This window comes from Rhodococcus globerulus, from assembly GCF_019334125.1.
Lineage (GTDB): Bacteria > Actinomycetota > Actinomycetes > Mycobacteriales > Mycobacteriaceae > Rhodococcus_F > Rhodococcus_F globerula.
Genome location: NZ_CP079698.1, coordinates 843,153 through 855,421, shown reverse-complemented (window position 1 = coordinate 855,421; position 12,269 = coordinate 843,153). Strand labels below are relative to the sequence as shown.

General features: G+C 59.0%; 14 protein-coding genes. 4 read left to right on the top strand and 10 right to left on the bottom strand.

Annotation, left to right across the window (positions count from 1 at the left end):
* Nucleotides 1–55: 55 nt before the first annotated feature.
* Both KYT97_RS03905 and KYT97_RS03900 read left to right on the top strand, forming a co-directional pair.
* Nucleotides 56–1,246: a lipase family protein gene (locus KYT97_RS03905; protein ID WP_219111791.1), complete on the top strand. Its 1,191-nt coding sequence runs from the start codon at nucleotides 56–58 to the stop codon at nucleotides 1,244–1,246.
* Between the two features lie 48 nt (nucleotides 1,247–1,294).
* The gene (locus KYT97_RS03900) at nucleotides 1,295–1,738 is read left to right on the top strand and encodes a DUF5709 domain-containing protein (RefSeq protein ID WP_033232036.1); all 444 of its coding nucleotides are present in this window, start codon (nucleotides 1,295–1,297) and stop codon (nucleotides 1,736–1,738) included.
* Nucleotides 1,739–1,757: 19 nt separating this feature from the next.
* Here the strand turns inward: KYT97_RS03900 and KYT97_RS03895 are convergent, their stop codons facing one another.
* Nucleotides 1,758–2,819 carry a GGDEF domain-containing protein gene (locus KYT97_RS03895; protein ID WP_233363863.1) on the bottom strand — a complete coding sequence of 354 codons (1,062 nt, stop codon included), beginning with the start codon at nucleotides 2,817–2,819 and terminating at the stop codon, nucleotides 1,758–1,760.
* A gap of 882 nt (nucleotides 2,820–3,701) precedes the next feature.
* Here KYT97_RS03895 and KYT97_RS03890 point away from each other — a divergent pair.
* A complete protein-coding gene (locus KYT97_RS03890) occupies nucleotides 3,702–4,724 on the top strand; it encodes a hypothetical protein (protein WP_219111789.1) in 1,023 nt (340 codons plus the stop codon).
* Here the strand turns inward: KYT97_RS03890 and KYT97_RS03885 are convergent.
* Entirely contained in the window at nucleotides 4,721–5,164 is a 444-nt protein-coding gene (locus KYT97_RS03885; RefSeq protein WP_033232226.1) for a MarR family winged helix-turn-helix transcriptional regulator, read from the bottom strand. The two genes, KYT97_RS03890 and KYT97_RS03885, sit on opposite strands and share 4 nt — an antisense overlap.
* A gap of 117 nt (nucleotides 5,165–5,281) precedes the next feature.
* Here KYT97_RS03885 and KYT97_RS03880 point away from each other — a divergent pair, with 117 nt between their 5' ends.
* Nucleotides 5,282–6,160 (top strand): alpha/beta fold hydrolase, encoded by an 879-nt coding sequence (locus KYT97_RS03880; protein WP_033232227.1) that lies wholly within the window; start codon nucleotides 5,282–5,284, stop codon nucleotides 6,158–6,160.
* A 21-nt stretch (nucleotides 6,161–6,181) separates the two neighbouring features.
* Here KYT97_RS03880 and KYT97_RS03875 read toward each other — a convergent pair whose 3' ends face one another.
* From KYT97_RS03875 to KYT97_RS03840, 8 genes are all read right to left on the bottom strand, one after another.
* Nucleotides 6,182–6,718 carry a nitroreductase family deazaflavin-dependent oxidoreductase gene (locus tag KYT97_RS03875; RefSeq protein WP_219111788.1) on the bottom strand — a complete coding sequence of 179 codons (537 nt, stop codon included), beginning with the start codon at nucleotides 6,716–6,718 and terminating at the stop codon, nucleotides 6,182–6,184.
* 496 nt (nucleotides 6,719–7,214) lie between these two features.
* Nucleotides 7,215–7,973: an ArsR/SmtB family transcription factor gene (locus KYT97_RS03870; protein WP_219112801.1), complete on the bottom strand. Its 759-nt coding sequence runs from the start codon at nucleotides 7,971–7,973 to the stop codon at nucleotides 7,215–7,217.
* A gap of 165 nt (nucleotides 7,974–8,138) precedes the next feature.
* Entirely contained in the window at nucleotides 8,139–8,690 is a 552-nt protein-coding gene (locus KYT97_RS03865) for a PIN domain-containing protein (protein ID WP_219111787.1), read from the bottom strand.
* A gap of 1 nt (nucleotide 8,691) precedes the next feature.
* The gene (locus KYT97_RS03860) at nucleotides 8,692–9,129 is read right to left on the bottom strand and encodes a helix-turn-helix domain-containing protein (RefSeq protein ID WP_095887845.1); all 438 of its coding nucleotides are present in this window, start codon (nucleotides 9,127–9,129) and stop codon (nucleotides 8,692–8,694) included.
* Nucleotides 9,130–9,336: 207 nt separating this feature from the next.
* Nucleotides 9,337–9,738: a hypothetical protein gene (locus KYT97_RS03855; protein WP_092807956.1), complete on the bottom strand. Its 402-nt coding sequence runs from the start codon at nucleotides 9,736–9,738 to the stop codon at nucleotides 9,337–9,339.
* 184 nt (nucleotides 9,739–9,922) lie between these two features.
* The gene (locus tag KYT97_RS03850; RefSeq protein WP_045067746.1) at nucleotides 9,923–10,123 is read right to left on the bottom strand and encodes a hypothetical protein; all 201 of its coding nucleotides are present in this window, start codon (nucleotides 10,121–10,123) and stop codon (nucleotides 9,923–9,925) included.
* Nucleotides 10,124–10,275: 152 nt separating this feature from the next.
* Nucleotides 10,276–11,412, bottom strand: coding sequence for a nucleotidyltransferase family protein (locus tag KYT97_RS03845; RefSeq protein ID WP_219111786.1), 1,137 nt, complete (start codon nucleotides 11,410–11,412; stop codon nucleotides 10,276–10,278).
* Entirely contained in the window at nucleotides 11,391–12,266 is an 876-nt protein-coding gene (locus tag KYT97_RS03840) for a phosphoenolpyruvate carboxykinase (ATP) (protein WP_245006009.1), read from the bottom strand. Before KYT97_RS03840 ends, KYT97_RS03845 begins: the two co-directional genes overlap by 22 nt.
* Between the last annotated feature and the right edge of the window lie 3 nt (nucleotides 12,267–12,269).

Here is a 12,269-nt window from a genome sequence, read left to right as displayed (position 1 = left end):
GTGCCTGCTCGACAAACAGGTAGAGGGGAAACAATTGAAATTCAGGACTCGACGGATGCTTGCTGGACCGATGCTGGCGACGGCGCTCACATTGCTTGCGCTCTCCACGACACCAATAACAGCGTCCGCTGCGCCGGCCTCTCTGGATCCAGATCCGTTCTACTCACAAACCGAAGCCGCAACCGGTCCCGTCGGCACACCCATCTCCGTCCGACGAGCCCCTGACCTCTTAACCTTCCCAGGATCCGCAGTCTGGCAGGTGAACTTCAGATCGCTGAACTCGGCAAACAATCCGATCGTCGCGGTCACCACCGTCATAATCCCTCCCAACCACACACCAGAAGGCCCGCTGTTGTCGTATCAACACATCGTCAACGCACTGGGCACTGAATGCGCACCGTCACGAGCGCTCTACAGCTCTGACCCCAGGAGCACCTACCGTGAAGCCATAGCACTGAACATCGCCCTTCAACGCGGCTGGGCAGTTGCGCTTCCTGACCATCTGGGTCCCACCAGCGCGTACGGCGCTGCGCGCCTCGGCGGACAGATCACTCTCGACGGAATCCGCGCTGTGCAGAAGTTGCCCGAACTCGGGCTCACATCCAGTCCCGTGGGAATCGCGGGATACTCGGGCGGCGGTATGGCAACAGCGTGGGCCGCAGCGCTTGCACCGACATATGCCCCTGAAATCAACATCGTCGGCGTTGCCGAAGGCGGTGTACCCATGAACATCACCAAGATGGCAAACGCACTAGGCCGCGATCCTCACCCGGCATTCGGTCTCGCATTTGCAGCCGCATTGGGTCTCGAACGCGAATACCCGACCGAACTGCCACTGACCAGCCAACTCAACGGTCTAGGACATGCTCTGGCTACAGACTTGACCAACGCCTGCACAACCCAACTCCTCATCACCGGAGCCGGGCGAAGCGCCCTCGACGTAGCGCTGTCGACATCGATGCTGGACAACCCCGACGCCATCAGCGTCATGAACGACAACAGCGTGGAACTCTATCCCGGAATTCCGACGGCACCGATATACGAATGGCACAGCGCCACAGACAATCTCATTCCGGTCGACTCCGTCGTGGCAACCATGGCCCGATACTGCGCAGCAGGCGCGACCATCCAAAGCGTGTTGGGCCCCAATCTGGATCACCTGACCGTGGGAGCCATCGGGCTGCCGGCCGCGGTCGACTATCTGCAAGACCGATTTGCCGGCCGACCGGCACCGAGTAACTGCTGACATGAGCGTTCCGTGGCCAAATCTCGCTCGCGGTGGCATCGTGAAGTCATGAATGATGCGGACGATACCGGCGCAGCAGCCGAAGGTAACTACAGCCTCGATCCAGACGACCAACTGCAACCAGAAGACACTCTGATCGACCGAGGCGTTGACGACATCCTCGACGAAGGGATTTCGCCGCCTGAGCGTCCCTATGCCCTCGGCGATTCGGAAACGGGGGAGACCCTCGACGAGCGTCTTGCCGAGGAAGAACCCGACCCTGCGGCCAAGCTGGGAGATCCGTTATTCGAGCAAGGTGACGCGGAAGACGCTGTCCGCGAAGCGGAATTCCCACCGGACCGTGAAGTGGGCACACGCCGTGCGGGACGCCTTGTTGCCGAGGACGAAGGGCGATACGAGGACGAGGAAAGCAACTTGGTAGCCGAGGACGTCGGTGTTGATGGAGCGGCCGCCTCTGCGGAGGAAGCTGCGATTCATATCATCGAGGACTAGGTTGTTCGAGGGTTGACGGCTACGGCGACGTCATCACGATTGTGTGGACGTGATTTCCGCCCAGTCGTTTGCTCTCGTACATCGCGGAATCGGCGAGACGATGAAGCGCGTCGATTCCGGCTTCCTCGGCGTCCGAATCCAGCCAACTGCCATTGTGGATCGCGATCCCGATACTTGTAGTCGATCGTGGTTCGACAATTGGTGTATTCATTGCGGGGTGGATTCGCGAGATCAGATCACCGACATCAGAGAGCGGCATGATCTGAACCACGATGAATTCGTCACCGCCGACTCTGGCAATTGCCGCATCTGCTCGCGCCCACGCGGTCAATCGATTTGCCGTTCGAATGATGACGCGATCACCGACATCATGTCCGAAAGTGTCGTTGAATTGCTTGAAATTGTCGATGTCGATGACAACCACCAATAGTGACTGGCCGATGCCGGACTTGGATCGAATCAGCTCCGCTGTACGACGAGCAAGACCGCGGCGATTGAGAAGATCTGTCAGGGGATCGAGCTCCGACCCTTGGGCGTCGTTACTCAGAAGGATCAATGCAATCTGCGTCAGGAACGGAACAACGCTGATGACGCTCACCGCAAAGAGAATTCGCCCAAAGGTATCGAAGAATGTCGTCGGTTCTTCGGTGAAAACACCGCAGCATGCTGCGACGACGATTGTGATCGAAAACAGCAGGTGAACCAGGTGAGCACGCATGTTGTGGAAGAAAGCGATATACGTGCCCATCAGCCCGAACACCAGTGATCCGAGAAGTCGCTGATCAAGATCCGCTTCGGTGAGCACGATAATGGCGATCGACACATCGCTCGCGATGACAAATTGAAGCGAACGGTTTCTGGTAGTCGTGAATACCGGGTATGCCAATCCGCCTATCAGCGCGAGTACACCGATCATCATGTCAAGCGGAATGCTGCTTACTTGATCGGATGCCGTTCCCAGTCGTTTTCCCACAACGGTGACTCCCATGGAAAAGACCATGAGGCCGATAAGTATTCGTGTGGCCTCGAGGAATCCGTTGCCACGAAGCAAACGGGTAAATCGATCAAACTGGTCAGGCATAGCAAGCCAGCGTTCGACCACTTCACGTATGGGGTTCACTGAGGACGTAGGCCTCGCGAACTCGTGAGCGGACATTCGGGCATGCTGACAAGTTTAGTCGGTTATCGAATTTCTTAGAGCTTTCTGATCACCCACCAGAAAAGCTCAATATGTCACAGTGACGTATTGAGCTGGGGGACGCGGACCCTGGCAACTGCCGACCACGAACCGGAATCCCGCCCAGACCCGTCAGTATGTCCAGGTCTGGGCCAGACGGCGTTGGTTGCCATGGGCCCGTGGGTACGGGGCGTGGCGGCGCCGGAAGATCTGAGTCGGCGACCGATTCCACAGGGCCGCGGCCAGCGGGCGCGCGGACACCGACGGGATGAATGCGTGTACGTATAGGCACAGACGGGCATCACGAGAGATTGGGTTTATTCAGGCCATCCGCCACATATCCGCAGGTCGGTAATTTGCCGATAATCTACATTATGTCAAGTAGTGGGGATCTGAGCGTCTGAAGGACCTTCCCCCATGGATCAGACGCAGATCGAGCACGACGGTTCTGACACGCTCGTTTCCACATCTCGACCTGGAGTCGACGCAGCAACGACGGATGTTGTAGCGGACTGTCCAGGAGAATCCCGCTGACAGAATCGCCGGCCGGTTGATCTTCGAATATCGCGCGAGCCCATTCCTGAGTTGATGCTCTGGGCTCTGCGCCCTGAGCAAGTGCCGGCACGGCGCCAATTCAAGCAGCCATCGCGGCACCCGGCCCATACGAAACAAACGTCGCACCACCCGGAGCGTGCGCCCCGCGATAGAAGTTAACCGTGTTGCGAACTACGCCGCGCCGGACCTTCAGTGCACGACTACGCGGTTACAGGCGACTAGCTTTGGTACATGGATACGGTCTCGATGATGCTGGGCTCACCTCGTCGTCGGTTCTTCTGCGCAAATATCGGAAATGCCTGCAGCACGCACGAGTTGGCGTCGCGTTACGGTCTGCACTCCACACTCGGCGACGTTGTTGATGTCCTCGCTAACGTGGACTTCGGAGCCGTTGCCGCACTGTCCGAAATCGAAATTCTCGACCGGTTCGCCTATGCCGTGGATTTTGCACGCTACTGGCAGCCGCCGGACGAAGAGGACATCGTGTTGGTTGTCCCCCAGGTTGTCGAGCTTCTCCGACCCATCGCGCATGCAGTCTTGGCGTCACCGCACACTCAGTGGTGGGCCGAGCCCGTCGACCTCGTCAACCAACGAATGGTTCAGAAGTACGACCGTACCGATGACCCAGACGTGACGCCCCTGCACATCCGGAAGTTCGAGGACGGACTGGAGCAGTGGCGAGCGCACACGCTGGACTATGAAGCGACGTTCGTCGAGTATCTGAAAGCGGATCCTGACAGGCAGATCGGCGGTGAATGGTGGTCGATCCCAGCCGCGAACGGGGCTTACGACACCACTCGCGCCCGGGACGTCCTCGGAGCCGTCGAGTTGATGCTCGTTGAGGACAGCCCGGGATGGAGTTTCGCTCACGTGTGGCCGGTGAGCATCGACAGAACATCTCGGGTGTACGAGATCTCGAGTCCTGCGGACTGGGCTCACCTCGTCGACACCTATCCCCTCGCTGTACCGGCATCGCGTCGTTCCGTTTGGTACGACACCACGGGCGAGTATCACGACTGGTTCATTCCGGATTGGAGCAAGGTAGTCAACGACTACGACGCAGTTCACCTGAGCATGATCGGGTATCTCACCACTCCGGGTATCACGATTCCTCTGTCCGCCCGCTCAGGTGCCACCGTACTTGCGGGCTGGAATCCCGATACCACATTCTGGCTGAACACCAGTTTTATCACCGTCGACGGCAACATGACCGCCTGGCGCCCGAACTCTGAAAATCTCTGGGAGCCAGTCTAATCGGCTGGTGCCTGCGATCCTCGGGTGACCTCGACCGCGGCACTCATTTTCGTCAAGAACTCGCCTATCGTCGTCAATTGCGTCGGCGAAAAGGATTCCAAGACGTCGGTGGCCTGGCCGATCAGCGGTCCGAAAAACGACCACCCCAGATTCTTGGCGCTATCGGTGACATCGATGATCACGCGTCGACGGTCACTCATGTCTCGTTCTCGAACCACCAGGCCGCGTTGTTCCATACGGTCGATCAATGCTGTTACCGACGCGGAGTTCAAACCCAGTTGCTGACCCAGCCATCCCGGCGTGGCTGGTTGTCCCGCGCGTTCAGCGTCAAGAAGGCTGATCAGCGCGCGCACATCTGTGGAGTGAAGTTGATGCTGCGCTGCGAAGTTCGCACCGAACAGATCCAACTGCACGACCAACGCCCGCAGTAGGTGCACCATCTCGTGACCGCTGGTAGTCGACTTATTCGTATCGGTCACTTCCACTCCTCCGCTCGACGCGATTAGTTCCATTGTCTATTATCTCGACTATCGAGATAAATGAGGATGGAGTTCTCAATGCCTGCATCATCGATCGATCAGTTCGCGGCAACCGATAGCGGTGCGGCCTTCTACGCTGCCTACGATTCGGTACTGTCCACCTGGCCGGACGACACAACTACTATTGAGATCGAATCCGATTACGGCACAACTCATGTCAATGTATGCGGCCCTGAATCAGGCCCTCCGGTCGTTCTTTTACCAGGAGGTGGAGCAACATCGACCGTGTGGTTTGACAATGTGACTGCGCTCAGCGCGCATAACAGAGTCTATGCAGTGGATCTGATGGGAGATGTTGGACGCAGCACCGCCCACGGCAAACCGATGAAAGCTGTCGATGACCTGCTTGATTGGCTGAAGAGCGTCATAGACGGACTTGACCTCGACTCCCCCAGCATCATCGGCCACTCGTACGGAGCCATGATCGCCTTGGCCTACGCGCTACACAATCCCGACAGAGTGAGTCGGCTCATATTGATCGACCCCAATTCCTGCTTTGCCGGCATGAGGATGCAATACCTGGTGCATGCACTACCAATTCTTTTGCGCCCGAACGAAAAAAGGGAACGGACGTTCATCGAATGGGAAACCGGTGGTGCATCGCTGGATGAGGACTGGATGTCACTCCTCACTCTTGGGGCAGCACACTTTCCAAAATCGAAGACGATTGTGCCGAAGCGCCCCGGCAGGAAGAAGTTGGCGGGGTTTTCCGTCGACACCACGGTCATCCTGGCGGGACGAAGCAAAGTTCATGACAGCAGCCGAGTTGCGGCTTTGATACGTGCATCGCTCCCCCACGCGAAGACTCTGATTCTCGCTTCGGCGACACACCACGCACTTCCGATGGTGCCGGCACAAGAGCTGAACGCCGCACTGTGCTCCGCACTGGGGCGCTAGTCAGTCAGTGCTTGTGCTCTTTCACCGTGGAACAAGACAGAATATTCGCAGATCGCGGTCCGTACGATCTCGATATCTCGCATAGGCCTCACCGATTGCAACGAACCTTTCGAAGGTGCACTCTTTCTCCGCGCCTAACAGAGGTGTCGCTTCCACCGGTACATCCACACCGCCAATGGTGACAGTGGCATGGTTGTTGACCAGCAGGTTGTTCGACCAGGCCGGGTGATGGTCCTGCCCGAAGTTGCTTCCCACGACAAACAGTTGACCGTTTTCGCGGACGTATGTCAGCGGAGTTGTGCGAGGTTGCCCGGTCTTTCGGCCGACTGTCGTCAACAGCAGAAGCGGCAATCCGAGCGGCCCGAGGATCGTGTACCGACTCTTGCTGCGTTGCAAAATCCACCGATCCAACGGTGTTGCAGTACGAATGAGCCACGATCCGAACTTGCTCGACACGAAGACAGTGACGGGTTTACGCAATATGGGCCTGTCGTGGCTCCACCTGACGTCAGGAAACGGCTCTGCCGGGTGGCTCGGATTGTCGCGATTCTTGTCCACAATCGTTCCTCGGTTCGGAATAATTCGCGCCGCTAGACGCGCTCTCCCCCGGATCCAGCTTTCTCAATTCCATCGCAGCCGATGTTTACGCACAAGGGTTCGTCAAACATGCGAAATCGTGACAAGTCGAACCCTGTTGTCTGTGCTTTGTGCCCGACTTCTTTGTGGTGTGGTGAGGTGCGCGCTCATTTTTATTGCGTTGTTAGGTAATTTGCTGACTACATATATTCGGGAAATTACGTGATTCCGTCACCGTCCGATATTAGGCAATCGGAATAAAGAGATCAACGACAAGACGCCAATTATTTAGCGAGCTGTCCTGTTCGATCAGCCAACCCCGATCGAAAACCGCACTATCACATAGGTTTTCTCGGAAATTGGGCCGACTGCCACTCCCCCTGAGCGCTGCACGACACTACCTCAATCACTCCCCCAGGCTTGCCGGCGCCCGGTCCACGAGGCCCTCCCCTTCCCTGTGAACCAGCCCGACTACCCTTCAGTTGGCCGGCATCTCCCACGGTGTGTCAGGAAGAACGTGCCCCGTCTCGAGCAGGGACTTGAGGTTGGAGAGAACTGCCGGCCAGCCCCGGGAAATGCTGCTATGCGCTTCCTCGTCGGCAAGGTTTTCATGCACGACGGTGAGGCGAACAATCGAGCCGTACGGTTCGATTGTGTACGTCACCCGGGAGGTAGTGTCCTCGCTGGGATTGTCAGGAGACGCCCATGATGTAACCAGCCGGCTCGGCGCTTCACTTTCGATGACAGTGCCCACGACATCAGCGATACCGGAACCATCGGCGCGGCGGTGCTCCCACGAGGATCCGACATTCCAGTCGGAGACGTTCTGGTGCCCCCAATACGCCGCCGTGAGGTCAGCGTCGGTGAGTGCTCGCCACACCGCTTCCGGTGTGCTCTCGATGTAGGTGACGTATTTGTAGGTGGGCTTGACGGTCATTTCTGCCTCCGCATGTCGTTTGATTGCACTCAGCGCCTGAAGTCGCGAGTGTTCGAAAGTGTCAATCCATCGTTCGCGAATCTCCTCGAGTGGAACAGGATTGAGATAATGACGCTTCTCTCGACCATGGCGCACGTGGCTCACCAGATTTGCCGCCTCGAGCACGGCCAGGTGTTGGGTTGCAGACTGACGTGTCATCGTCACGCGCTCACATAACTCCCCCAGCGTCTGACCATTGTCTTCGCGCAGGCAGTCGAGAAGGAACCTGCGCGTTGGATCAGCCAGTGCTTTGAAAACCAGGTCGGTAGATGACGCCATGGACACATGATATGCAGGCAAATGACTGCATGTCTAGCCTTGTACAACAAACCAATCAGTTCGAATTTCGGCAAACAACAAGGCCAAATCTAGGCCGACCGTCGAAGGCTTGAGCACTAGCGTGGAGGTAGCAACCGAAGCTTCTGTTCAGCGCCGCAGCGCTGCTGCCGAAATCGGAAGACCCGCTGCCACAAGACGGTCGCACACATCCGCTGGCGTCCCCGGAGGATTTCGCCATCCCGCTGCAGTCGCACTGACCGCCTGATGAACCCGCACCCCGTCGAGGTGGAACAAATCCATCACGAACTCGTCCGGATGCTTGGCCTCGACGCCGAATTGGGCGAGTTCGGATTCCGGAAAGTCCCGCAGATTCGCGGTGACAATGACCTGGGCTCCCGCTCGGATCGCTGCGGCAAACACATGCCGATCATTGACATCAGGCAGCGCCAGGGCGGGGATGAGTTTTTCGTAACCAGTGATCAGACAGTCCGGAACCGCGACATTCATCAACTCACGCAACCTGTCCAGTTTCGCGATCGGGATGTCCGGACGGTCCTGCGCCAAGTTCCCGAAAGCTTCGTCGAGAATGCGGTCTGTCCAACGGGCATGAACAAGCCCGGTCTGCGCGAGCCGTATCAACACATCTCGTAGAACATTGGGGTACAACACGTTTGCGTCGTACAACACGGTGAAGGTCACGTCAGTACAGCCCGAGCTCTTCCGTGTGAGCTGCCAACTCGTCGGCGGCACTGCGCGCGGCGCCAAGCTGAGACCGCCGATAGGCAATCAGCGACGATGCGAGGATCCGGCGATGACGCCCGACCAACCGATACTCGATCTGTCGTTCGTCGAGCAGCTTGATCACATGTGGGCGAGAGACATTGAGCATCTCGGCGGCCTGCTGCGTGGTCAACTCGGCATGCGCCGGGACGACCGTGACACCCTGCCCGGCAGCCATATTCGCCAACACATCCCGGATCAACTCGAATGCTGCACGTGGCAAATGTAGCGACTCCGCAGTGCCCGCAACCTTGACATCGAGCGTCTCCCCCACGTCGGGTTCGACACCGCGCAGCACCTGCAACGCCTGACGCGCCTGTTCCTGCTCGATGACACTGGGCTGATCGCCAGCAGACATGGCATTACCTCCTGCGAACACAAAAGAACTTCCAAACGAAATATACGCAACATTCGAATTAAACGCAACGGCAGGTGTCTCCGTGAGCACACCGGAACCATCGACACCTCGAGGCGCCGGTGGTCGACTGATCTTCCATATCCTCGGCTGACGTCGAGAGGGGCTCTTCTTAAGGGTGACCGGCCCCATTCGTGAGTCGGGACTGGCTCACCACCCTGAACTCCCAGGTGATCCGAAGTTGCTGGGCGTTAAGGAGAAATTACCCGCAGCCAGAACGAAACCCAGAACGAAGTCCAACGAGGTGCCCACAAAGGAGTCGCCAAAGGAGTCGTTGACCGCTTGAGGGGCCGAGGCGCGCGCACCGATCGGCGGGATCATCATCCCTATCGGGAGGGTGCCCGCAGGTAGGTTGAGGACGGCGTTGATGTCGTAGACGGTGTTGTCGGCAGTGTTGGTCACCGAAAACGAGACGCTGCCGAAGTCGGTGACCGGACTATCTGCTGACGCGGTACCAACTGCACTGCCGAGGGTGATCGCGACAGCAAGTGCGCCGGCTCCAAGCACCGAGGTGGTCCGGGACCAACGAGCGGGCGTTTCGATACCATTCACGGATGTACTCCTTTTCGTGGTGACAGCTTCCGTGCACGCGAGGCGGAGCAGCCACGAGATTGCAACCATTACCGAGGAAGATAACGGACATTCAACTCATAGCGGGGTAGTTCAACACGAAGTGTTCCGCCACTGAATGCGAAGCTGCTGCACGCATCAGGTGGCGATGGGAGCGCCGTGGCGGCTACGACAGGTACGGCACCAGCGGCAGGTTGAAGAACCAGTTGGCCAGACCGACGAAGATCGGCTCGAGCCACGGCCGGACCTGCGGACCCATCCACCAGTACGGGTCCGGTCCACCTGGCGAGGCGGCAGCGAACCCACCGCCGAGGAACAGTGCCAGGACAACCGTGGCGACGACAGTCAGAACCCGCGCTCGTGTCATACCGGGGGTATCGCGCGGCAGTCCTCTGTACGTTACCGGCGCACCCACCGGTAACTCTAAGGCGGTCGGTTTCGAGTCCTTCTGAACGCAGATCTGTCTAGCGGAGCTGCCGTACATGATCAACGAGAAAGCTGAGAAAGTAGAGAACTTCCCTAAGCATGCGCGGAGGTGCGCTGCGCGTCACCGAGTGCGGTCCGCGCGCGGCGGGTGAAATACGTCAGTCGGGCGCGTGCCAGCGAAATTCCGCGCAGCTCCTGTCCTGCCCTGATCGAGAGTCGATCACGATCGAGGAACAGCGGAACCATGACCAGATCCCGGTAGAGCGAGTGCATGCGCGGGTGATCCGCCAACCACAGCGTCCATCGCCACCACAGCCGTGCCGACGCAGTTACGCCGACAACGCTTGTGCCGAAGACTGATTCCACGGCTGCCAACTGCACGTTCACGGCCCGGCGAACGTCGCGCGCCATCGGGCGGCTCGCCAATGCGTGGCCGATCGACGGATCATGAGCAAGTAGATATCCGACGTCGAAAATACTGTTCAGCGCTAGATCAGCGCGTACCAATGCCCGGTCGGCAAGGCGGGCATGGGAGATAACGTGCAGGGCCACATCGTCAAGCGCGAGTTTCGGGCCGGCCGACGACACGATGTTCTGCACCGCACGCTCTCGGGTGAGCGCGTGTCGGGCAAAGCGCGGCAGAAGGTGTGCGTGGATTTCGACGGAACCATGTCGATCGTCTCGAAGCAGCGCTGGTTCCTGATGGTCATCGTGATCGATGGAATCTGCGGACACCTCGTCGGAGCGCACCATGCGGTATCCGTGGTCGATGATCGCGTCGTTGGCGGGGACCGCGTGAGCAAGGTCCACGACAAGCAGATCTATGTCGATCATCCGCCGCGCCGCGGGATTGGGCCAGATGTTGCGTTCGAGTAACGCCGCGCCTTTGAGTGCAACAGTGGGAAACCCCTTGTCGCGCAGCATCTCCTGAAGTTCAGCCCGCTGAGATTCCAGATCGGCGATTCGCAGCGTATTGCGATGATGCACCAGGCTCAGTGTCAATTGTGGGCTGGATACGTCGGCGGTCGATGTTGCCAGCATCGTTGCAAAACTCGGAGACAGAATCGAGGCGAACTCAGCGTCGACAGCGGCAGCGGCGAGTAGCGGTAGCGCCTTGTGCCGCGCGGCAACGTCGATAAGACGCGGCCAGTCGTCATCACTACATGAACGGATGACCTCAGCGCCGTCCTCGGCGTCGAGCATCGCGATCAGATACTGCGTGTCACGCACGACGCCACCAATTCCTCGACGGCCGCGATCCCGGAATCCAGGTGCTGGCGGGTCAAACTGAAGCACGCCGTATTCGACAACAGCGCTGCGATGTTACGAAGCGTCAGCCGGTGATCGTCGGACCACAGTGCGGTTTGTTCGGCCAACGATTGCAAAGCCACGGCGGTGGGCACTGGCTCAACACGCGTCGTGTCGCTCCACCCCTCGAGGATCAACAGCACATCGATCCCCCGCAACCCAGCCACAACGTCGGGTGGCGTGGGCAATGATGTCGGGTCAAGTGCCCACACCGGGGGTTCATACGGCAGATGCAGCAGCTCGCAGCTGCTGATCTCCGGCAATACATCGAACGTGCCCGCCTTGACGTGGACGCGGCGCGGCAGACCGACAGCTTCTTCACCTCGGATGAAAACGCCCTCGTCCGCGTGAAGCTGTGCGCCCCGCAGGGCGAGCGCCAACGAAAGCGTGGTCTTCCCTGCTCCCGAGTGCCCGGCAATCGCCACCCGCACGCCGCCACAATCCACCAGAGCAGCGTGCAACCGCGTCCACTGGTCGATGCGAGCCGCGGTCATGACATCGCGGTGCACGGTGCGATAGATACTCTCGGCGGCCTGCAGACCGTCGAGTCCGACCAGGTTTTCACGGGTCGCATCGATTGTGGAGCGGATGGTCGCATCCCATCGCCCTGGCACCGATTCGCTGGGCACAACGTGCGCGTCTACCCGGTGGTTCGCAGACCACGGGCTGGCAATCTTGTGTTCGACGACGCGAACTTCGGGAACCGCGGTGCCCGTGACGTGTGCGTCGACCCATAGGTACTGCGAACGGATGTTCTCCGCATCGCCAGCTGTCACCTA

What these genes read in the sequence shown, in the direction of transcription:
- KYT97_RS03905 (WP_219111791.1), top strand. Translation starts at nt 56, where the DNA reads ATGCTTGCTGGACCGATGCTGGCGACGGCGCTCACATTGCTTGCGCTC.
- KYT97_RS03900 (WP_033232036.1), top strand. Translation starts at nt 1,295, where the DNA reads ATGAATGATGCGGACGATACCGGCGCAGCAGCCGAAGGTAACTACAGC.
- KYT97_RS03895 (WP_233363863.1), bottom strand. Translation starts at nt 2,819, where the DNA reads ATGCCTGACCAGTTTGATCGATTTACCCGTTTGCTTCGTGGCAACGGA.
- KYT97_RS03890 (WP_219111789.1), top strand. Translation starts at nt 3,702, where the DNA reads ATGGATACGGTCTCGATGATGCTGGGCTCACCTCGTCGTCGGTTCTTC.
- KYT97_RS03885 (WP_033232226.1), bottom strand. Translation starts at nt 5,164, where the DNA reads ATGGTGCACCTACTGCGGGCGTTGGTCGTGCAGTTGGATCTGTTCGGT.
- KYT97_RS03880 (WP_033232227.1), top strand. Translation starts at nt 5,282, where the DNA reads ATGCCTGCATCATCGATCGATCAGTTCGCGGCAACCGATAGCGGTGCG.
- KYT97_RS03860 (WP_095887845.1), bottom strand. Translation starts at nt 9,129, where the DNA reads ATGTCTGCTGGCGATCAGCCCAGTGTCATCGAGCAGGAACAGGCGCGT.
- KYT97_RS03850 (WP_045067746.1), bottom strand. Translation starts at nt 10,123, where the DNA reads ATGACACGAGCGCGGGTTCTGACTGTCGTCGCCACGGTTGTCCTGGCA.